This window comes from Streptococcus orisasini, from assembly GCF_001431045.1.
GTDB lineage: Bacteria > Bacillota > Bacilli > Lactobacillales > Streptococcaceae > Streptococcus > Streptococcus orisasini.
The window spans coordinates 71,898-92,868 of record NZ_BCLE01000010.1; the positions used below are offsets into that span (position 1 = coordinate 71,898).

The window sequence follows — 20,971 nt, forward strand, 5'->3', positions numbered from 1 at the left end:
TCCCTCTATTCCATATTTCTTTTTTGAGCAATGAGAGCTTCTAAACCCTCAACTGCAGTATCTATGTCTCCGTGATTGCTGTTTTCACGAATGGCCTTACTTTGTTTGCGCATTTCCTGCTGCTGCAGGTACTTATTTCTCTGGTTTTCCAGCTGCCTAATCTCACCTTCAGCAATTTCTTCTGGAAGATTCTCCTCTAAAACACGATAATAAGCACTTTGAACTTCTTGAGGAAGCTGAGATAAATCATAAGCATTGAGTTCACCGTTATTTTTCAGAAACTGGTAGAGCTCCTGTAATTCCGGTGTCTCAAATTGAAAATCGTCCCGATTGCGGAATTCATTCAAGAGATACTCATGATGAAGCAGGCGGTGAAAAAGCTGATTTTCAGCCTTTGCTAGAGCCGACAGCTGCTTTGTCACAGGCAAATCTATCCTAATTGGCTGACTAATTTGTGCTTGCTCGCTTCGCTGTGAGCGTCTTTGAAGGCGCTCAGCATTGACAGCCTGCTCTACCTGCTGGTAATCAAAATCTGGCAGCAATTCAGCTGTCATATTGATATAAGTATTTTGAGCAGTGATTGACGGAGAAGCAGCAATAATTTTCGCCATTTTCTCCACATAATCAATCTCAGCCTGCAAATTATCCACATTTTCAGGTTTCAGGTGATGAAGCCAAAATTCAATGCTGCTAATCCTTGACTGGGTCAGTAATTTTTTAAGTTCCTGAGCAGAATTTTCCTTGATGAACTCATCAGGATCCATCTGACCAGGAATCCTGACAATTTCCACAGCCATATCTGACAGAAGCGCTAAAGACTTGGCTATAGCATTCTGTCCGGCGCTGTCACCATCGTAAGTCAGAATAACTTTTTTAGTGAACTTCTTCAAATGCTTAACATGCTCTGACGTCAGCGCTGTTCCCATAGAAGCAACCGCATTGCTGATTCCGCAGCGATAGGCTGCGATTACATCCATGAAACCTTCCATAAGGTAGATTTCGTGTTCTTTTTTGGCAACCGCTTTAGCTCGATCCAAATGATAAAGTTCGTAAGACTTATTAAAGACAGCCGTCGCACGCGTATTTTTATATTTTGCCACTTGTTTAGCACTATCTGCTTCTGTCCAAATTCTGCCTGAAAAACCAACAATATGACCAAATTCATCCGTCAAAGGAAACATAATGCGATTTCTAAAAGCATCATAGACCGTGTTGCTGTCTGATAGATTAAAAAGGCCAGAATTAATAATGGTATCCTCATCATACTTTTTAAGCATAGCCTGATAAAGATAATCATGTTCATCCGGAGCTAAACCTATCTTAAAATAATCAATCAGTTCATCTGTCAGCCCTCGCTTATAAAGGTACTGTCTAGCCGTTTCACCTATCTTAGTTGTTTTTAAAACAGCCTGATAAAACTTGCTAGCATCATTATTGATATTGAAAAATCGTTGGTTGGGGTGCTCCTGCCTTGTTTCTTGACTCTTGTCTTGAACCGTAATATTAATTCCAGCACGGTCAGCCAGCACCTGAACACTCTCTAAGAAGCTGATATTGCGATAGTCTTCTAAAAACTTAAAGACATCACCTGAACGGCCGCAGCCAAAACAGTGGAAAAACTGCCTATCTTCAATAACATTGAAAGAGGGCGTCTTTTCTTTGTGGAAGGGACAAAGGCCAAGATAATTGCGGCCAGCTCGTGAAAGACTGACAACTTCACCAATTACATCAACAATATTGACGCTATTTTTAATGTCGTTAATCATTTCCTTATCAATAGCCAGAAATCATCACCTCCACACAAAAATACGTATTTTAGCGTTACATTTTATTTTAGCATTTTTAAGTTTTTTTGTAAATTAAAGAACTACTACAAAAAAACACTCCTGCAGCAAACAGTCTGTGTCTGACCTGCTACAAGATGTGTTTTGTAACTTATTTTGAAACATCACTATTAATTGAGCGAATTATCATAAACACCATTTTTGTGTTTAGTCTTTAGATGAATCACCTTAAACAGCCAGGAATCCTTTGCTCCATTCACATTAAAACGTCCAACCAAAGAATCACTAAATACATTGCTGTAAATCTTAACCTGTCCTACATCTGAAGAATGCTGTCCGATACTTCCACTGTAAGCTCCAACTTTTCCTTTGCTGTCAATGTAAGGAACAAAAGAATTATTAGCAATAGTAATATTGTTGCACACCTGCTGTTCCTTATTATGAGAGTTGTAGTCGGGATCAACTGCCTTTAGTACTCCAGCATCCCACACACCCTTATTATTTGAAGCATCCAGCTGAATCACCTCAGAATAATAATCATGAAGATCCGCATTTACATCAATTTTCGTTGCATTAACCAGATCAGGAGCATAGCCGGTAAACTGGTTTCCTTCAAAAACAGAATTTTGCAGGCCGCCTAAATCAAAAATATGACTACCCTTTGTATGAACCATGGTAAAACTATTGTTAAGAACCCGCCAATTGTCACCATGATTAGCCAGTATCATAAATTGACTGCCCTTTTTCAAATCAAGAGCCTTAACATTAAGATTGCGCATGGTGAAATTTTTGACACCGTCTGTTCCTTTGGGACCGGTTGCCAAGGCAAACCAATATGTTTTCCCATCAATTAAAAGCGTTGTATTGTCTCCACGAATTTCAGTATCAGAAGCTAAAGTAATATAATCCTTATCTGGTGTCTGACTGCCAATCTTAAAGTCACCGCTTGGCAATCCCAAAATTGTTCCCGGATGCTGCTTTGCATAAACAAAGGCTTGTTTCAAAATCTCATTATTTTGAGCAGCACTGTTTTTTGTCTCTAATTTAACCTGATAAATACTATCTAAGTCTTCTTCCTGAATATTAGAAGCCTTGCCCCCTTCGTCAAAAACAATATCGTACTTATAGCCACCAGAAGCATTACTGTGGTTATAGGAAACACGGCTCACCTTACCAGCTGACATTCGATAATCTGCTAGGCTTTTGCCATTTAAGTTGGCTTTAGCAGATGATTTAAGCTTAACAACCTGACCTTGCTGATATCTTGCTTTCTGACTCTTTGTCAAATCCTTTTCATGAACGCGCTTTAAGACTTTACCATTGCTAAATTGAACTTTATAACTGTAGGTTAATCCCTGACGTGAGCTTCTCTCAGCCGTTACTTTTTTAACCTTTCCAATCCAATTTTGATAAGCAGACAGTTTTTCCTTAGAACTGTTTTTTTGAACAGCAGGACTGATTTGAACTTTTTCACCAGAATAATAATGCGATTTCTGATCTGCTTCTGTCCTCATAAAAGGCAGAGAAAGACTGATGGGCTTAAGGTGCAGAGTTCTAGCCAAGACCCCTAAAGAATCAGTGGCTGCCAGCAGCAAAACAGCTGATGAAACAAAAATAAACAAAGCGATTATCTCTTTCTTGCGAACTAACCCCTTTCGTCTGTACTTTCTGTTTTTCATCGTTTCCCTTTCAAAAAAATATATTTTTACAGCATTTTAATTTTAACATAATTTCCAAAAAAGTGAAGCATATATATTGTAAAACCTAATTACTTCTTGTATAATAAGAACCTGATAAAAAGAAAGGAAATCTAAAATGATTAAAGAACTGAAAGAGTTTTTATTTAAGGGGAACGTCCTAGACCTTGCAGTAGCTGTTGTTATGGGGGCTGCTTTTAACGCCATCATCACTTCATTAGTTTCTGATGTTATTACTCCTCTTTTCCTTAACCCAGTTTTGAAAGCTGCTAACGTCAAAAACATTGCTCAGCTTTCTTGGAACGGTATTGCCTATGGCAGTTTCTTAAGTGCAGTTATCAACTTCCTTATTGTTGGTACAACACTCTTCTTCGTTGTTAAAGCTGCAAACAAAGCAATATCACTTGGTAAGAAGCAAGAGGAAGAAGCTGCAGCTGAAGCTGGCCCAACAGAAGTTGAATTGCTTGCTGATATTAAAGCTCTTCTTGAAAAACAAAAATAAAAAAAGCGGTTATTCCAACCACCGCAGACAGGTTAGCTTAAACCTGTCTTTTTATTTTTCGTTAATAAAATAAAGCCAAGCTATCATTCGGCCGCAGACTGCAACAGTGAGGGCTAGGTAATTACGTTTACTGATCCGACGACTCAATCCGTGAAAAGCGACATAGCCCGATGAAATTTTTCTGGCCCTAACCAAAATAAGCAGTGATTTTTAATTTTCTAAAAGAAAAACCATCAACTGCCCATCTTAATATAAACAAAAGACCGAAATATTCACTTCGGTCCTCTATAATAATCACTTAGAATTTTTTACGTTTGCGAGCTGCTTCTGACTTACGTTTACGTTTTACAGAAGGTTTTTCGTAGAATTCACGTTTGCGCGATTCTTGAAGCGTACCAGCTTTAGTTACAGAACGTTTGAAACGACGAAGAGCATCGTCAAGTGATTCATTTTTACGCACTACAGTCTTTGACATGTATCTCACTCCCCTCAATTTCATTGTAACATTTACACGTTCTTAAACATTATACAAAAAGATGGAAATAAATGTCAAGACATTTTCAAGCTATTTTAAAATTTATTTTCACGAAAAGTGAAAAATTAATTCTATAAAAGGTTAACTTTAATCAACCTGTTGGCCGGTTAATTTAACAGCATCACTGATAAACTGCTTGTATTTTCCTTCTTTTTCAAGCTTTTTAATGACTTTATTAACAGTTTTTACCAATTTGCCGCTGTCTTTTGGCAAGGCAACTGCTTTAGCATCACCTTCACCTGTTTTCAGGGCAACTGGTGCTAAAGCCAAATCACTGTTTTGAGAAATATAGCCTTCTGCTACTGGCTTCTCAAGATCAATGGCGTCAACCTGACCTGATTTCAGTTCATTAACCGCCTCACCCATGGAAGTCAAAGCAGTAATGTTTGACTTTTTCAATTGATCTTTTGCCAATCCTTCTTCAATAGTCCCTTTTTGGACGGCTACCTTAGCTTTATTAAAGGAAGAAATGCTTGTATATTTATTTAAATTTGACTTTTTAACCAAGATAGCATTTTCAGTATTATAATAAGCTTCTGAAAAATCATAAGCCTTAGCACGTTCCTTGGTATAAGATAGACCCGAAATGGCAATATCAGCCTTTCCTGTCTTTAAACTGGACAATACATTGTCAAAGCTCATGGATGAAATTTCCAATTTGACACCCAACTCATCCGCAATTGCCCTTGCCAATTCGATATCAGCACCAACAACGGTATCTTTCCCCTTAATCAAGGCTTTGAATTCAAAAGGCGCATAATCTGGGCTGACTGCAACCACTAATTTTTTCTTTTCTTTCACTTTATCCTGCATGTCTTTTGAATTCGTAGCTCCGCAGGCAGTCAGAGCAATCACAGCCAAAAGGCTTAAAAAGCCCACTAACAATTTTTTCAATGTCATCTTATTCTCTTTTCTAATTTGATAAATCCATTTTAAAGTATCTTTTCTTATTCGTCAAATTGTTGCAAGCATTGAGACAGCTTTGCTAAACCTGTTTTTAAAACTTGTTTATCGCAGCAATAACCAAGACGAACATAGCCTTCCAGATCAAAACGGCTTCCTGGAACAAGCAGCACTCCATAATCTGCTAAGAGCTGCCGACAAAACTCCTCAATGGGAAGCGGCACATCCAGTTTAACCAGGGAGGTGGAAACATGATCCGGCAAAATAGCATGGGCTCGCGGCTCCTGCGCCAACCAATTTTTTAAAATCTCCAGATTTTCGCTCACAATCTTTTGATTTCTCTCAATAATGACCTGACGGTTTTTCAGTGCAAAGGCAGCCAGCAAATCATCAAAGACACCGGCACAAATCATAGTATAATCACGATAGTTTCTAAGGATATCTGCTACTTCCTTATTTGAAGCTACCCAGCCTACACGGATGCCAGGCAGAGAATAGGCTTTGGACAGACTGTCAACCGAAATTCCCTTATCGTACAAATCAACAATAGCAGGAACTTCTGACTGAGCAGAAAATGGCTTATAGACTTCATCAGACAGAATATAGGCTCCGCAGGATTCAGCGATAGTGACCAATTCCTGCAAGTAGGCCTCATCCATGATAGCACCCGTCGGATTATGGGCATTATTGATACAGATCATCTTAGTATTGGGACGAATCAGCCTACGCAAATCATCCAGATCCGGCAGCCAATTGTGTTCCTCTCTTACCTGCCACAAGTCCACCTCTGCTCCCAAAGATTTGGGAATATCATAGAGCTGCTGGTAGGCGGGATAGACTGAAATGACATGATCCTGAGGCTCAATAAGAGCATAGAGCGCTAGCATATTAGCACCCGTTGCACCGTTGGTCTGCAAAATCTGCTCAGGTTTAAGGTCCTTATAAAGCCCACAAACCTCCTTTTTAAATTCGGGTGAGCCTTCTATCCAGCCATAGTCCATCTTTTTTCGGGAAAGTTCCTGAAAAAAAGTGCTCAAATCTTGGTCTGCCAGCCTAAAAAGCTCCTCTAAGGTCAAAGCCGAGATAGACACACCGGCAATATCATAGAGAGCCTCTTTTTCATGGACGTTCAGCCACTCTTCCACTCCAAAACGTGGTATTTTCATCTTTGCTCCTTTAATTTTTCTAATAATGATAATACTTAATAAGGTGCTACTTGTCAATATTTGGGCAAATTAATACTCTTCAAAAATCAAAACTACAGATTCTTATTTTCGCTTTGCCTTACCCTAGTACAGCCTGTAGTCTATTTTTAATTTTTATTGAGTATAAAATGCCGCTGCAATACAAAAACCCTCAGCAGGATCTATCAAACCTGCTGAGGGTAGGGTATTATAATTGTCATAAACCTATTAATTTTTGTTGGAAACAGATAAATTATAGGCATCTTTGACGAGTTGATCAATTTTATTGGATTTTTTAAGCTTCTTGATAACCTTATCTACTTTTTTCTTAAGAGAAGTGCTTCCCTTAGGCATAGCAACAGCATAAGAATCAGAAGGTCCAGATTTTAATTTGATTTGGGCAATGGCCAAATCGCTGTTTTTAGCAACATAGCCTTCTGCAATCGGCTTTTCTAAAACAACGCCGTTAACCTGGCCAGATTTTAATTCGTTGATCATTTCACCGTTTTGAACGAGAGAGATAATCTTAGCACCTGTCAATTGTTTTTTAGCAACATCTTCCTGAATGCTTCCCTTTTGAGTGGCTACGGAAAGACCCTTTAGTGAATTAGTTTTCTTATATTTATCTAATTCAGATTTTTTGACAATCACTACATTGACAGATTCATAGTAAGTTTCTGAGAAATCATAAACTTTTTGACGTTCTTTAGTAGCCGAAATACCTGAAATACCAAGATCTGCTTTTCCTGATTGAACACTTGACAAAACATTATTGAAAGACATAGCAGAAAATTCTACTTTTACACCCAATTCTTTGGCAATAGCTTTGGCAATCTCAACATCTGCTCCGACAATGGTATCTTTACCATTGACCAAGGTTTTAAATTCAAACGGAGCGAACTCAGGGTTCATGGCAACAACAACCTTACCCTTATCCTTAATCTTTTGTAGCGAATCATCCTTGGATGAAGAGCTGCAGGCAGCAAGACTAATCAACGATAAAGCAGCAAAGGCTCCCACTAAAACTTTTTTTACTCTTTTCATAACAATCCTCAATTTCTAACTTTATTAAGATAGGATTATTATATTTTATATTTATACATTTGTCAAGTATTTTTTTATAAAAATTCAAAACATTATATCTTAATAGCATTTCACTATTGGCTTAAACGGCTAAAAATCTATCACCAAAACTCTCTGACAAAATCATCTGCCAAGCGTTCACGATAAAATAATTCAGACAAATCCCCTTCTTCAAACACGCGCAACAAATTGAGCATATCATAAGCCAGATCGAGCTGTGCCAGCTCCTCTCTTGCTACCCAGCCTACCTGTCCTTCCTCAGAAGAATACAATTCGCCTTCAAAATCAGATGTCCGATAAAGAAAGACCAAATACCGGATATCCTCCTTGGTATACCAATGCTTCATACCAACCAGCTGTGGATGATGGATGGTTAAGCCTGTCTCTTCTTTAACTTCACGGATAACGGATTCCACTAAACCTTCATGAGCTTCAATGTGTCCGCCAGGCAGAGCAGCGCCTGACCAAGCGTAGCGCTTAGGATCGCGCATTTGCATAACGATATTACCCTTTCCATCTTCAATCAGGCACATGTTGGTTAGAATAACCTTTTCTGAACGGGACATAGAGAACTCCTTCATGTTTTTTAATGACATCCATTATAACATAGTTAGCATTAATTATTCATTTCTTGAAATAACTAGCTCGCTTTTAAACCCATTTAATTCAAGGACATTTTCACAATTCTGAAGCGAAAAATCATCACAAGCTTCCCCATTTTCTTCAAAAGATATTTTTGTAGCCAATCCTTTTTTAACAGCTTGAAAAACATAATCTTTAGGCACCTGAATCTTAGACGTCGCTGCAATCTGGTTGAGAGCGATTTCGCCCTGGTGAGATAAAACATCAACAAACATATCTAAATTGCTGTCAAATTCCATTTCTCCGACACCGCCATCCACAGTAATACGTGAGACTTTTCCGGTCAATTCAAAATTAGAACTGCATATATTAATCAAGTGTAGTTCCTTGCAGTTGACCCCAAGTTCAATTCTTCCAAGATATTTTTCAGGCAGAACAACCACAACCTTTAGATTTTCCTTAGCAATAGCTTCAGTCATGTCTTCTAGCCGATTTAAATCAATATCAATGCTGTTTTTAATGTCATCAATCTTTATTTTAAAAAGTTCTTCTAACCTATCTAATGCATTGCTGAGAAGACTAACCTTAACCTTTTCGCTCTTAACGGCTTGCAGGATGACTTCATAGGCACCGCCCAGCTGAATATCAAAATCTTTTTTCCCATCAATATCATATTCGGTGCTGCTTTCATAACGAAAATCTTTTAGCTGATGATGAGCTTCTTTTCCAAAGAGCAAATCATCTATCGAAACTTGAAAGAACTCAGAAAGAGCCTTTAAATTGGCGATATCCGGTGTCCCTGCTCCCGACTCCCATTTAGTAATGGCCTGTCTGGAAATATGGAGTTCCTCTGCTAATTTCTCTTGCGATAACCCTAACTGTTTTCGATAATCGCGCAAGCGTGCTTCAAATGTCATGTTCATTTTCCTCCTAAAAATTATTTGTTGCTGATGAACAATCTAAGTTTAATCAAAAGAAGTATCGCAAACAAGCAACTGTTGATGACATTCACTAAAACTGCCGCTACTTTCCGTAGCATTTTTGGAAATTACCTTATTTTACGGCATTTTTATTGTTTAAAAATAGGCGATGACACTCGCCTGTTTTTATATGGACCATGAAGTACATTCTAAGCTGCCACAAAATAAAACAGTAAATGAAGAAAAATCAGCCAGCGCAGAGCCTGCGTTTTTTCCTTCAAATAAGTAAAAAGCAGAGCCATCAATGCTGTTAAGAGCAATAAAATAAACTAAACAACAATGGCAAGAATCCCTTGACATAAGTATTTACGCTTTGTAACAGGCTCTTGCATAATCGTTCTCTTTCTACTTTATTCTTGAATAACTAATCCATAGCCTTCAGTTCCAGTACCATATCGCGGATTTGGGCAGCCAGCTCAAAGTCTAGCAGTTCGGCGGCTTCCTGCATTTGTTTTTGCAGCTTCCTGATGGTTTCTTGGCGTTCAGATTTGGTCATAGCATTGTAATCAACGGTTTCTTCTGCTACATCGCTGTCTGTTGATTTGCTGATGGCGATAAGGTCGCGAATATCTTTCTTGATGGTTTGTGGAACAATGCCGTGTTCTTCATTGTAGGCCATTTGAATTTGACGGCGGCGGTGGGTTTCATCAATGGCATTTTTCATGGACTGGGTCATGGTGTCAGCATACATGATAACATGACCCTCGCTGTTGCGGGCTGCCCGACCAATGGTCTGGATGAGACCGCGCTCATTGCGCAGGAAGCCTTCCTTATCCGCATCGAGGATAGCTACTAAGCTGACTTCAGGCACATCGATACCTTCGCGCAGCAGATTAATCCCTACAAGCACATCAAAAACACCCAGACGCAGGTCACGAATAATCTCGGTACGTTCCAAGGTCTTGATGTCCGAGTGCATATACTTGACCTTGACCCCCATTTCCTTGAGGTAGTCTGTCAGGTCTTCCGCCATCTTCTTAGTCAGCGTAGTGATAAAGGTGCGCTCCCCTTTTTCGGCACGCTTAGTAATTTCACCCAGCAAATCGTCCATCTGCCCCATGGTTGGCCGTACTTCTACTTCTGGATCCAAGAGACCTGTCGGACGGATAATTTGCTCAATGACCGTGTCGGTCTGCGCAAGCTCGTAATCTCCCGGCGTTGCTGAGACATAGACAATCTGATGAACATGACTTTCAAATTCTTCCCGGCGCAAGGGGCGGTTGTCCAAGGCACTCGGAAGACGAAAACCGTAGTTGACCAGCATCTCTTTACGCGAACGGTCACCATTATACATCCCCTTAATCTGCCCCATGGTCATGTGACTTTCATCAACCATGATCAAAAAATCCTCAGGGAAAAAGTCCAAAAGCGTGTAAGGCGGCTCGCCCTCACTTCTTCCATCCATATGGCGAGAATAGTTTTCGACGCCATTAGTATAGCCCATCTCCCGCAGCATTTCGATGTCGTAGTCAGTTCTTTGTTTCAATCGCTGCGCTTCTAAGAGCTTGCCCTCTGATTCAAAGAGCCTGAGCTGCTCTTGCAGCTCCTCTTGAATCCTTGCTATAGCAATCTCCATGTGCTCATCATTGGTCATGAAGTGAGTGGCCGGGAAGATAGCTAGGTGGTCAACCTCACCGAGAACACGGCCGGTCAGACTTTCAATTTCACGAATGCGGTCAATTTCGTCGCCGAAAAATTCAACACGAAAGGCATGCTCATCACGGCTAGCGGGAAAAATCTCAACCACATCACCGCGCACACGAAAACGACCGCGCTGGAAATCAATGTCATTACGCTCAAACTGAATGTCCACCAAATCATTTAAGAGCTGATCTCGGGAAATCTCCTGTCCAGGCCGCAGGCTGACAACGCTGTCCGCATATTCCTTGGGGGAACCCAAACCGTAAATACAAGAGACAGATGCCACCACAATAACATCGTTGCGCTCAAGCAAGGAAGATGTCGCCGAGTGACGGAGCTTATCAATTTCGTCATTGACCGAGCTGTCTTTTTCAATGTAGGTGTCGCTAGATGGCACATAAGCTTCCGGCTGGTAATAATCGTAGTAAGATACAAAATACTCAACCGCATTGTCAGGGAAAAACTCCTTAAATTCCCCGTAAAGCTGTCCTGCCAGAGTTTTATTGTGAGCGATGACTAGGGTTGGCTTATTGACCCTTTGAATAACCTGACTCATGGTATAGGTCTTACCTGTACCAGTTGCTCCCATCAGGATCTGTGCCTTCTCGCCGCCTTCAATATTATCAACCAAAGCTTCAATGGCTTGCGGTTGATCTCCAGATGGCTCATATTTGGATACTAATTTAAAATGCTTATCGTCTTTTTTATCTATCATTCACTGCCACCTCATTTTCTATCCTCTATTTTATCATAAGAGAGGCCTAAAAGAAAAAAGCTTGAGTTTTGAACTCAAACCTCTTCACAAATAGTTTTGCTTTCTCTTTTAAGCAAAAGGCCAAGTATGACAATCCCTACCAAAAGTACCAGACTGGTCAAAAGACTTCCTTCTGCCCCAAATTTACCTCCGGAAATCCAATCCGCTGCGCCAGCTTTACTTACAAAATGCAGTAAAGATTTACCTGCATCTGTCCCGCTAACTGCAGCACCAAAAATATTGCCCTGTGTAAAATTCCAGGCACCATGCAAACCAGCAACGCCCCAGAGGTTGTCCGTCTTTAACATATAAAGTGCCATAAAAATACCGGACAAAATAAGCACTGTAACCGACAAAACGGTTACATGATTATTGACCAAATGCATCAGTCCAAAAAGACTGCTGGAAATCCCGATAGCTACCGCAAGGTTGCTGCGCTTATTAATCAAAGGTAAAAGCCAGCCGCGTGTTAAAAGTTCTTCTGTCCCGCCCTGAATAAACCAAAAAGGAATGATTGAAAGGACATATAAAATGGCTGCTGCTGAAAAATCAGTAGCTTGCAATTCGACACCGCCAAAAAGATAAATTAAAAGAAAGGCAGCCGTAAAAATAAAAGTTCCTACAGCCCAACCTTTGACAATAGCTTTGAACCAATTGTCCTTGAATAGACCTAAACTAGAAATCGGACGTTTTTCAACCCACTTTACCCAAGCAAAGACCAAAAGAGAAGCAAAGAAAAATAAGAACAACCAAAAACGAAAACTGCTAAACACAGCATTAAAACCAAGATCTGTTGAACCAATAAGATGCAAGATCGTTATTAGCAGAGCTGTGATGAGCCCTCCAATAAAACTTCCTGCAAAAATAAAGAGATAAACCATGATACAGGCTAAAATAAGAAAAAGCCAACTAGGTATTTTCTGATAAAAAAGCGTTGGTGCTTCCAAAATTCTTTTTTTCATAGATGATGTTTCCTTTAATTATTTTGATAAAGTTACTATTATTATATAATAATTTTGCTCATTTTTCTCTAAAAATCAACAGCCTTTATGTCATATTTTCTTACATGGTATAGACTATTGGCCTTGCTTAAACCTGTAATCTTTGATATAATAAAGTAATTTTTATGAAGGAGTACAAACATGAAGCGAAAGATAATTGCTCTTATGACAGCATTTTTAACACTGGCTTTTATGTTTGGCGCAAAAGTTTCCGCTGATACAATTAAGATTGTGTCTGATTCTACTTATGCACCATTTGAATTTAAGGACAGTGATCAAGTTTATAAGGGGATTGATGTTGATATCATCAAAAAGGCAGCTGAGATCAGTGGCTGGGATTATAAAATGACCTTCCCTGGTTTTGATGCAGCAGTCAATGCCGTCCAGTCTGGGCAGGCAGATGCCTTGATGGCAGGAACAACTGTCACCAAAGAGCGTAAAAAAGTCTTTACATTTTCAGATACTTACTACGATACAAAGATTGTTATTGTCACCCGTAAGCAGGACAAAATCACCAAGTACAGCCAATTAAAAGGAAAAACCGTGGGTGTCAAAAATGGTACTGCAGCTCAAAGTTTTCTTGAGAAGCATAAAGATAAATACAATTACAAGATAAAATCATTTGACACTGGTGATTCTATGTACAACAGCCTAGAATCTGCATCTGTAGATGCTGTCATGGATGACAAACCTGTTGCTCAGTATGCCATCAATCAAGGACAAAATCTTCGTATCGAAATGAACGGCGAACCTATCGGCAGCTTTGCCTTCGCTGTTAAAAAAGGCAGCAAATATGAATATCTCATTAAAGATTTCAACAAAGCCTTAAAACAGATGAAAGCCGATGGCACTTATGATGAAATCATGGCAAAATGGATCTCATCAGATGACAAAAAAGCCGATACTGCAACAGCCAAAGGAACGGGTGATGCTACTGCTAAAGCCAAACCTGTTAAAGACAGCTATAAGATCGTCATGGATTCTTCCTTTGCACCTTTTGAATTCCAAAATGATGCTGGCAAATACGTTGGAATTGATGTCGATCTGATCAAGGCCATTGCTAAGCAGCAGGGCTTTGATATCAAAACTGAAAATCCAGGTTTCGATGCGGCTCTTAACACTGTCCAAGCCAGTCAGGCAGACGCTGTTATGGCAGGCATGTCCATTACCGATGAACGCAAGAAAATTTTCGATTTCTCAGATCCTTACTACACTTCAAATACCTTGCTTGCTGTCCGCAAAGGAAGTGACGTGGTGTCTTATAAGGATTTGAAGGGCAAAAAAGTCGGTGCCAAAAACGGAACTGCTTCTTATGCCTTTCTTGAAAAAAACAAAGACAAATACGGCTACTCATTGAAATCCTTTGATGAAGCTTCAACCATGTATGATAGTTTGAATTCTGGTTCTATTTATGCACTTATGGATGATGAAGCTGTTCTCAAATATGCTATCAAGCAGGGACGTCAGTTTGAAACACCGATTCCGGGAGAAAAATCCGGTGAATATGGCTTTGCTGTTAAAAAAGGCAGCAATCCCGAACTCATTCAAATGTTTAACAACGGTTTAGCGGCTCTTAAAAAATCGGGTAAATACGATAAGATTGTCAATAAATACCTTTCTGACAATGAAAAAGATTCTAAATCAGGAACCGGTGTTGATGAATCTACAATCTTCGGACTGCTATCAAACAACTATAAACAATTATTATCAGGACTGGGAACTACCTTAAGTCTGGCCATCCTGTCCTTTGCTCTTGCTATGATTGTTGGTATTCTCTTTGGAATGATGAGTGTCAGTCCTTACAAGACACTCCGAGTCATCGCTTCTATCTTTGTTGATGTGGTGCGCGGTATTCCATTGATGATTGTCGCAGCCTTTATTTTCTGGGGTATTCCTAACCTCATTGAATCTATTACAGGCCATCAAAGTCCAATCAATGATTTTGTTGCTGGTACTATTGCGCTTACCTTAAATGGCGGTGCTTATATTGCTGAAATCGTCCGCGGCGGTATTGAAGCCGTTCCTGCCGGACAAATGGAAGCCAGTCGCAGCTTGGGTATTTCCTACAAGACAACCATGCAAAAAATCATTCTGCCCCAGGCTTTCAAATTGATGCTGCCTAACTTCATCAACCAGTTCGTTATTTCGTTAAAAGATACAACCATTATCTCAGCTATCGGATTGATTGAGCTTTTCCAAGCAGGTAAAATCATTATTGCCCGCAACTACCAATCCTTCCGCATGTATGCTATCTTAGCCATTATGTATCTTGTGATTATCACGCTCTTAACACGTCTGGCAAAACGCTTAGAAAAGAGGATTAACTAATGACTGATTTAAAAATTGATGTTCAGGATTTGCATAAATCTTTCGGACAAAATGAAGTCCTCAAAGGCATTGATGTACAGTTTCATGAGGGAGATGTTGTTTGTATCATCGGCCCTTCAGGCTCTGGCAAATCAACTTTTCTCCGCACATTGAACCTTCTTGAGTCTATTACCAGCGGCAAAGTAATTGTTGATGGTTATGAACTCTCAGACCCTGCTACTAACGTTGATAAAGCTCGGGAAAATATCGGTATGGTCTTTCAGCACTTCAATCTTTTTCCGCATATGACCGTTCTTGACAATATTACCTTTGCTCCGGTTGAACTGGGGAAAGAATCTAAGGAAGAAGCTCAAAAGCACGGCATGGAACTCTTGGAAAAAGTTGGATTGTCTGACAAGGCTCAAGCCTATCCAGACAGCCTCTCGGGCGGTCAAAAACAACGTGTGGCTATCGCACGCAGTTTGGCTATGAATCCAGATATCATGCTCTTTGATGAGCCAACATCGGCCCTTGACCCTGAAATGGTTGGTGATGTTCTCAATGTTATGAAGGACTTAGCTGAACAAGGCATGACCATGCTGATTGTCACCCACGAAATGGGCTTTGCCCGCAAGGTTGCCAACCGTGTCATCTTTACCGACGGCGGACAGTTCCTTGAAGATGGTTCACCTGAAGAAATCTTTGATAACCCACAGCATCCACGTCTCAAGGACTTCTTGGATAAGGTGCTGAATGTCTAATGTGTTAAGTTTATCTGTGACTAAAGTCACTAGCTAAATGACGAGTTTGAGCCAAAAGTCTCAAACTCTTTCAATTTATGAAGCATCACATATTTAACGCAGTGGTTTATTGGAAGTCCTTATCCCTTGCTACACAAGTGATAGCGGCCATCCTAATAAACTGTGCGGAGGTGGGACAACAAAATCGAAATCGCCATTTCATGACGATTTACCGATTTTTGTCCCACTCTCTAAACACCTTACTAGTCAAACAACTTCGTTATTATCGAACGAAGCTGTTTGACGTCGTAACATCAGCAAGGAATCTTTTATAGCACTAGTTATCAATGTCAGCCACTATAGTGGACTGACTAGTTCCCTTACTAAGTTAAAAAGCAAGGCCGATAATGCCTTGCTTTTTAACTGTCGTAACTGCTTGAACATGCTGAAAGACTTTATAATGATAACTTTCTTTTTATATTTTCTTGTAATTTTTTCCAGTCGTGACATAGAAGCAATCATTTCAACTGTATGACTTTGAGTGGTTTTTAAGACAAAATCTTTACTACTGAAAATATATACTTTTAACCTTTTCATTATAACACGCCCTATTGACTTTTTGAAAGCGTTTTGCTAAACTGATTTTATAATATCAAGCGGAGGTATGGTGCATTGAAAAACTAAAATTCTTCATATTGGATATACTTTATCTAGAAGAATTTTTTGTATGCACCAAAATCTGAAAAATTGCAACCAATACACAAAGAAAATCGAAATGAGACTAGATGACAAGCTGCAGTCAGTACTAAAAGTACGTCAGCGACCTTATCATTTTAATTTTCAAAAAGTATAGACTGCTGCTGTTTTTGATGGCATAAAGAAAGCCCTACTAGATAAAGTAGCGGCTTTTATTGTTTGAAAAAGAAAGGTGGACAGTCTATGCTACAACTCCATCATCTAACAATTACTCACCAGAAAGATTTACAAACACTTATCCGAGATCTTAATCTTGTGGTCAACTCTGGCGACAAACTGGCTCTTATCGGTGAAGAGGGAACTGGTAAGTCTACCCTGCTTAAAGCCCTTCTCAATCCTCGCTTGATTGCTGACTATACCATCATGGAAGGAACAATCACCAACCGCTTTAGCCGTACAGGGTACCTCCCTCAGAATATAGCGCCAGTAGATTTAGACCGCAGCTTAAGCAACTATCTCTACCATGATATAGACTATGACAGCTTTGATTTTAATCTTTTTTATCAAATGGCAGAGCTCTTTCAATTTGATACTAATCGCTTTGATGACCATGAACAACTGGTCAGAAACCTCTCAGGCGGGGAAAAATTGAAATTGCAGCTGCTGAAAATCTTAGCCAGTGGCCCTGATCTCTTGCTCTTTGATGAACCTTCCAGTGATTTGGATCTAGAAAGTCTGCAATGGCTGGAAAAATTTATCAAAAGGACAGATAAGACTGTTATCTTTATCTCACATGATGAAGAGCTCTTAACAAACACTGCTACTGCTATACTTCATCTTGAATTATTGAAAAAACGTCAAGAAGCGCACGCCAGCTATTTTCATGGAGACTACCGAAGCTATCGTCAGCAAAGACGTGAACGGTTTGAACGCCAACTGCAGCTGGCCAATAAGGAGCGCGAAGAACACGCTAAAAAATCTCAGAAATACCAGCGCATTCAGCAACGCATAGAACATGAACTGCGCAAGACTAAAAATGATGTTACAGGACGGCTTCTAGCCAAAAAAATGCATGCCCACCAAGCTCAAAAAGGCCGCCTAAACAAAGAGGCGGAGCAATTCACTGAAATTCCTCAGGATATGGATACGATTGACCTTTTCTTTTCAGATATTCAGGCTCTGCCTGCTAGCAAGGTCATTCTTAAATGGGAGGCAAAAGAATTAGTAAGCGGACAAAAAGTCGATTGGCAAATCCGTGGGCAGGACAAGCTGGTCATTACAGGGCAAAATGGCATTGGCAAAACACTTCTGCTCAAGCAGGTTTTGGAAGAATTGAGAACAAGAATAGACCTTTCCTTGGGCTACATGCCCCAAAATGACGAGGAGATTTTAGATGCCCACCAAACTGCTCTGAGCTTTTTATCTGATGTCGCAAGTCCAGAGAAGGCAAGAACTTTCCTTGCCAGCCTGCAATTCACACGCCAAGAAGTCGGGCACTCCGTCCTTGAACTCTCCGGTGGGCAAAAAGCCAAGCTCTTTCTGGCTAAAATGGTCCTAGAAGGAAATAATGTTCTCATTCTAGATGAACCAACACGCCACTTCTCGCCAACCAGCCAGCCGCTTATCCGGCAACTTCTTAAGGATTACCCCGGCTGCATCATCAGTGTTTCCCATGATCGAAAGTTTATTGAGGAAATTGGCAGCACTGTTTACGAACTTGATCAAAAGCACCTCAGAAAGATTCAATAATTAAAATACCAGCCTGACATTCAGATCAGGTTGGTATTTCTAATTATTCTGTTTTTTCTTTAGCCAATTTTTCGCGCTCCAAGCGCAGCTTGCGGTTGGGGTTTAATTTATTGAAAAGTTTCTCCAATTTGTCAGCATTCCAAACATCGGCTGCTGACACGAAATTACCATCTTTATCCTTAAAAGATATTGGTTTATCTCCCATAATATACCTCTATCATTTAAAATTTCTGAACCTACTACTCTAGTCTACAAATTCAAATTCAAACTTGCCAATACGAACGATATCTCCATCTCTAGCTCCACGTTCGCGCAAAGCCTGATCAACTCCCATAGCCCGTAATTGGCGTGAAAATTTCATAATGGATTCATCACGTTCCAAATTGGTCATGACAAAGAGCTTCTCTAACTTTTCACCCGAAAGTACCCAAGAGGCATCGTCTGCACGTGAAATATCAAAGGCTTTTTCTTCCTCAACAAAACCATAATAAGCTTCTTCTTGCATATCCGATTCATCATAAATCAAGAAATCATCTGTCTGATCCAGAAGCTGGGCTGTCGCATCCAGAAGAGCATCCAATCCTTGGTGAGCAATCCCTGAAATAGGAAAAATTTGTGGTTGCTCATCAAATTCATCATAGTTAGCAGCTAATTTTTCCTTGAAATTTTCAAGATTCTCTGCGGCTTGAGGCATGTCCATTTTATTAGCAACAATAATTTGCGGGCGTTCCAACAAACGCAGATTGTAGGTTTCTAGCTCCTTATTGATGGCCAAATAATCTTCATAAGGATCTCGGCCTTCTGCCGCTGACATATCAATGACATGCAGGATAACACGTGTCCGCTCAATATGGCGCAAAAACTGTGTTCCAAGACCTACACCTTGACTGGCACCTTCGATCAAGCCCGGCAAGTCAGCCACTGCAAAGGATTCTCCGGATTTGGTACGCACCATGCCTAAATTGGGAACAATGGTTGTGAAATGGTAGGCTCCGATTTTAGGTTTGGCTGCTGTAATAACACTGAGCAGCGTTGATTTTCCAACAGAAGGAAAGCCTACCAGACCAACATCAGCCAGAATTTTTAACTCTAAGGCTAATTCACGTTCTTCTCCAGGTTCTCCATTTTCAGAAATTTCAGGAGCTGGATTGCGCGGCGTCGCAAAACGAATATTCCCCCGACCACCGCGACCACCGTGAGCCGCAATAAATTCCTGACCGTTTACAACCAAATCTGCAAGAACTTTGCCGGTTTCAGCGTCACGGACTGTCGTCCCCTGCGGCACGTGCACATAGAGATCTTCAGCACCGCGGCCATGCATTCCTTTAGTCATACCTTTTTCGCCATTTTTTGCCTTAAATTTGCGATTGTAGCGAAAATCCATGAGAGTGCGAAGCCCCTCATCAACGACAAAGATGACATTGCCGCCACGACCGCCATCACCGCCCCAAGGACCGCCATTAGCGACATATTTTTCACGGCGGAAAGCAACCATACCATCACCGCCGCGGCCAGCTTTTACCGAGACCTTAGCAGTATCTAAAAACATGCTCATAACTTTTCTACCTTATTGTAATTGTAATTCGCTTAAAAAAACGCCCGTGAGCGTTTCTTTTTAAATAACGGCACTAAGTGCACTGAGAACCAGCGCTCCAACAGTAACCAAAACCATAATGATAACGACAACTAAAGTCAGTTTTTCAAACGGTGTTTTCTTACGCGGTCCATTATCTCCAAAAGCCAATTGTTTTACCTCTTTCACAGCATTTTATCTTATTTATCTTACCATGAATTGCAGGAATAAGCAAACAACAAGTAAAATTAACAAAGGAAAATAAATACTGAGAATATTTCAGGAAGAACTGTGCAAAATTAGTAAATAACAATTTAGTCTTTTTATAGATTACTTATTAAATTATTTTTAACTAAAAAAGAGTCTGAGAATAATTTTCTCAAACTCTTTTGTTAACTAAATTAATTACAAATCATTTTAGTTAATATGAATTAAACTTCACCATCGCGTTTTTTAGCAAATAAACCAGCCATAGCCACTAGCACAAAAGCTTCGCCCACAAGGCTTGCAAGTGTAACTTCTTTCTCACCTGTTTCTGGTAAGTGATTTGCTTCCATTTTTTGTTGTGCTTGTGATATTGCTTTTTCACTTGTCAAAGTTTTATTAACAAACAGTTGGTTCCTTATTTCAGAAGTACCTGAATAATTGTTTGAAACATACTGTTCTGAACTTTTCGATGGTTTTGCTTTATTAGGTTTAAGAGGAGCAAGAGGTTCTAATGGCTGACCAGGAACTGGTGGCTGACAACCACAAATACCATCACGACCATCTTTACCATCCCTAACTACTACTGTTGACGTTGAGCCATCTGAATTTTTCACCGTAAGGGTGTAAGTGCCATTATGATTATCAATGACCTGTACAGTTGGTGACTTGCCATCTTGCCCATCCTTGCCATCACGAACAGTGACAGATGAAGTTGAACCATCACCATTAACTAATCTAATAGTATAGGTGCCATTTCCATTATTAGTAACAGTAGCACTAGCAGACTTACCATCAACTCCTGGGTCTCCCTTATCACCTTTGGCTCCTTGGGCACCGTCGGAAACGGTCACGCTAGTCTTTTCGTCTTCAGAGACCACACCATCGCCATTGGTATCAGTTCCTGTGGTGATGGTCTTAGTGCCATTGTTGTTATCCTTGACATCGATGAAGCCTGCGGCACCAGCTTTACCGTCTACGCCGTCACGGCCAGCTGCACCGGTGTCGCCTTTATCTCCCTTGTCGCCCTTATCACCTTTGGCTCCTTGGGCACCA

Annotated in this window: 18 protein-coding genes; 4 read left to right on the forward strand and 14 right to left on the reverse strand. The window is 40.2% G+C overall.

All coding sequences use genetic code 11. The features are described from left to right. Positions 1–5: 5 nt before the first annotated feature. On the reverse strand, positions 6–1,766 hold the full coding sequence (gene dnaG, locus SCSH_RS02475; protein WP_057490318.1) for a DNA primase: 1,761 nt from the start codon (positions 1,764–1,766) through the stop codon (positions 6–8). A gap of 188 nt (positions 1,767–1,954) precedes the next feature. Next, complete coding sequence (locus tag SCSH_RS02480; protein ID WP_057490319.1) at positions 1,955–3,463, reverse strand: hypothetical protein; 1,509 nt, start codon at positions 3,461–3,463, stop codon at positions 1,955–1,957. A gap of 136 nt (positions 3,464–3,599) precedes the next feature. Here SCSH_RS02480 and mscL point away from each other — a divergent pair, with 136 nt between their 5' ends. Then, positions 3,600–3,983, forward strand: a complete 384-nt coding sequence (gene mscL, locus SCSH_RS02485) for a large conductance mechanosensitive channel protein MscL (RefSeq protein ID WP_057490320.1) — start codon at positions 3,600–3,602, stop codon at positions 3,981–3,983. A gap of 298 nt (positions 3,984–4,281) precedes the next feature. Here mscL and rpsU read toward each other — a convergent pair whose 3' ends face one another. From rpsU to SCSH_RS02525, 8 genes are all read right to left on the reverse strand, one after another. Beyond that, positions 4,282–4,458, reverse strand: coding sequence for a 30S ribosomal protein S21 (rpsU, locus tag SCSH_RS02490; protein ID WP_000048058.1), 177 nt, complete (start codon positions 4,456–4,458; stop codon positions 4,282–4,284). Between the two features lie 147 nt (positions 4,459–4,605). Beyond that, a complete protein-coding gene (locus tag SCSH_RS02495; protein ID WP_057490321.1) occupies positions 4,606–5,418 on the reverse strand; it encodes a transporter substrate-binding domain-containing protein in 813 nt (270 codons plus the stop codon). Between the two features lie 47 nt (positions 5,419–5,465). After that, positions 5,466–6,587, reverse strand: a complete 1,122-nt coding sequence (locus SCSH_RS02500) for an aminotransferase (protein ID WP_057490322.1) — start codon at positions 6,585–6,587, stop codon at positions 5,466–5,468. 246 nt (positions 6,588–6,833) lie between these two features. After that, complete coding sequence (locus SCSH_RS02505; RefSeq protein WP_057490323.1) at positions 6,834–7,649, reverse strand: transporter substrate-binding domain-containing protein; 816 nt, start codon at positions 7,647–7,649, stop codon at positions 6,834–6,836. Positions 7,650–7,789: 140 nt separating this feature from the next. Next, entirely contained in the window at positions 7,790–8,254 is a 465-nt protein-coding gene (locus SCSH_RS02510; RefSeq protein ID WP_057490324.1) for an 8-oxo-dGTP diphosphatase, read from the reverse strand. A gap of 54 nt (positions 8,255–8,308) precedes the next feature. Continuing rightward, positions 8,309–9,193: a helix-turn-helix transcriptional regulator gene (locus SCSH_RS02515; protein ID WP_152972493.1), complete on the reverse strand. Its 885-nt coding sequence runs from the start codon at positions 9,191–9,193 to the stop codon at positions 8,309–8,311. A 421-nt stretch (positions 9,194–9,614) separates the two neighbouring features. Then, positions 9,615–11,606 carry an excinuclease ABC subunit UvrB gene (uvrB, locus tag SCSH_RS02520; RefSeq protein ID WP_057490326.1) on the reverse strand — a complete coding sequence of 664 codons (1,992 nt, stop codon included), beginning with the start codon at positions 11,604–11,606 and terminating at the stop codon, positions 9,615–9,617. A 74-nt stretch (positions 11,607–11,680) separates the two neighbouring features. Next, positions 11,681–12,607 (reverse strand): CPBP family intramembrane glutamic endopeptidase, encoded by a 927-nt coding sequence (locus tag SCSH_RS02525; protein WP_057490327.1) that lies wholly within the window; start codon positions 12,605–12,607, stop codon positions 11,681–11,683. Positions 12,608–12,787: 180 nt separating this feature from the next. Between SCSH_RS02525 and SCSH_RS02530 the strand changes: the two genes are divergently transcribed. The 3 genes from SCSH_RS02530 (at position 12,788) to SCSH_RS02545 (ending at position 18,138) form a co-directional block, all read left to right on the forward strand. Beyond that, positions 12,788–14,974, forward strand: coding sequence for an ABC transporter substrate-binding protein/permease (locus tag SCSH_RS02530; RefSeq protein ID WP_057490328.1), 2,187 nt, complete (start codon positions 12,788–12,790; stop codon positions 14,972–14,974). Next, the gene (locus SCSH_RS02535) at positions 14,974–15,714 is read left to right on the forward strand and encodes an amino acid ABC transporter ATP-binding protein (protein ID WP_057490329.1); all 741 of its coding nucleotides are present in this window, start codon (positions 14,974–14,976) and stop codon (positions 15,712–15,714) included. Before SCSH_RS02530 ends, SCSH_RS02535 begins: the two co-directional genes overlap by 1 nt. 918 nt (positions 15,715–16,632) lie before the next feature. Beyond that, positions 16,633–18,138 (forward strand): ATP-binding cassette domain-containing protein, encoded by a 1,506-nt coding sequence (locus tag SCSH_RS02545; RefSeq protein WP_057490331.1) that lies wholly within the window; start codon positions 16,633–16,635, stop codon positions 18,136–18,138. 43 nt (positions 18,139–18,181) lie between these two features. On the opposite strand, the gene SCSH_RS11050 is transcribed toward SCSH_RS02545, so the two are convergent. The 4 genes from SCSH_RS11050 to SCSH_RS02560 form a co-directional block, all read right to left on the reverse strand. After that, positions 18,182–18,343 carry a hypothetical protein gene (locus tag SCSH_RS11050; RefSeq protein WP_057490332.1) on the reverse strand — a complete coding sequence of 54 codons (162 nt, stop codon included), beginning with the start codon at positions 18,341–18,343 and terminating at the stop codon, positions 18,182–18,184. Positions 18,344–18,382: 39 nt separating this feature from the next. After that, on the reverse strand, positions 18,383–19,693 hold the full coding sequence (obgE, locus tag SCSH_RS02555; protein ID WP_057490333.1) for a GTPase ObgE: 1,311 nt from the start codon (positions 19,691–19,693) through the stop codon (positions 18,383–18,385). 60 nt (positions 19,694–19,753) lie between these two features. After that, positions 19,754–19,882 (reverse strand): DUF4044 domain-containing protein, encoded by a 129-nt coding sequence (locus SCSH_RS10855; RefSeq protein ID WP_003087827.1) that lies wholly within the window; start codon positions 19,880–19,882, stop codon positions 19,754–19,756. A gap of 260 nt (positions 19,883–20,142) precedes the next feature. Then, positions 20,143–20,971, reverse strand: an 829-nt coding sequence (locus tag SCSH_RS02560) for a collagen-flanked surface repeat-containing protein (protein ID WP_152972494.1), incomplete at its 5' end; no start/stop codon positions are given.

Bases quoted from the DNA above. Each gene is read 5' to 3' on its own strand.
- SCSH_RS02495 (WP_057490321.1), bottom strand. From the start codon at position 5,418: ATGACATTGAAAAAATTGTTAGTGGGCTTTTTAAGCCTTTTGGCTGTG.
- SCSH_RS02510 (WP_057490324.1), bottom strand. From the start codon at position 8,254: ATGTCCCGTTCAGAAAAGGTTATTCTAACCAACATGTGCCTGATTGAA.
- SCSH_RS02525 (WP_057490327.1), bottom strand. From the start codon at position 12,607: ATGAAAAAAAGAATTTTGGAAGCACCAACGCTTTTTTATCAGAAAATA.
- mscL (WP_057490320.1), top strand. From the start codon at position 3,600: ATGATTAAAGAACTGAAAGAGTTTTTATTTAAGGGGAACGTCCTAGAC.
- obgE (WP_057490333.1), bottom strand. From the start codon at position 19,693: ATGAGCATGTTTTTAGATACTGCTAAGGTCTCGGTAAAAGCTGGCCGC.
- SCSH_RS02480 (WP_057490319.1), bottom strand. From the start codon at position 3,463: ATGAAAAACAGAAAGTACAGACGAAAGGGGTTAGTTCGCAAGAAAGAG.
- SCSH_RS11050 (WP_057490332.1), bottom strand. From the start codon at position 18,343: ATGGGAGATAAACCAATATCTTTTAAGGATAAAGATGGTAATTTCGTG.
- SCSH_RS02505 (WP_057490323.1), bottom strand. From the start codon at position 7,649: ATGAAAAGAGTAAAAAAAGTTTTAGTGGGAGCCTTTGCTGCTTTATCG.
- SCSH_RS02515 (WP_152972493.1), bottom strand. From the start codon at position 9,193: ATGAACATGACATTTGAAGCACGCTTGCGCGATTATCGAAAACAGTTA.
- SCSH_RS02530 (WP_057490328.1), top strand. From the start codon at position 12,788: ATGAAGCGAAAGATAATTGCTCTTATGACAGCATTTTTAACACTGGCT.
- dnaG (WP_057490318.1), bottom strand. From the start codon at position 1,766: ATGATTAACGACATTAAAAATAGCGTCAATATTGTTGATGTAATTGGT.
- SCSH_RS02535 (WP_057490329.1), top strand. From the start codon at position 14,974: ATGACTGATTTAAAAATTGATGTTCAGGATTTGCATAAATCTTTCGGA.
- SCSH_RS02545 (WP_057490331.1), top strand. From the start codon at position 16,633: ATGCTACAACTCCATCATCTAACAATTACTCACCAGAAAGATTTACAA.
- SCSH_RS02500 (WP_057490322.1), bottom strand. From the start codon at position 6,587: ATGAAAATACCACGTTTTGGAGTGGAAGAGTGGCTGAACGTCCATGAA.
- rpsU (WP_000048058.1), bottom strand. From the start codon at position 4,458: ATGTCAAAGACTGTAGTGCGTAAAAATGAATCACTTGACGATGCTCTT.
- uvrB (WP_057490326.1), bottom strand. From the start codon at position 11,606: ATGATAGATAAAAAAGACGATAAGCATTTTAAATTAGTATCCAAATAT.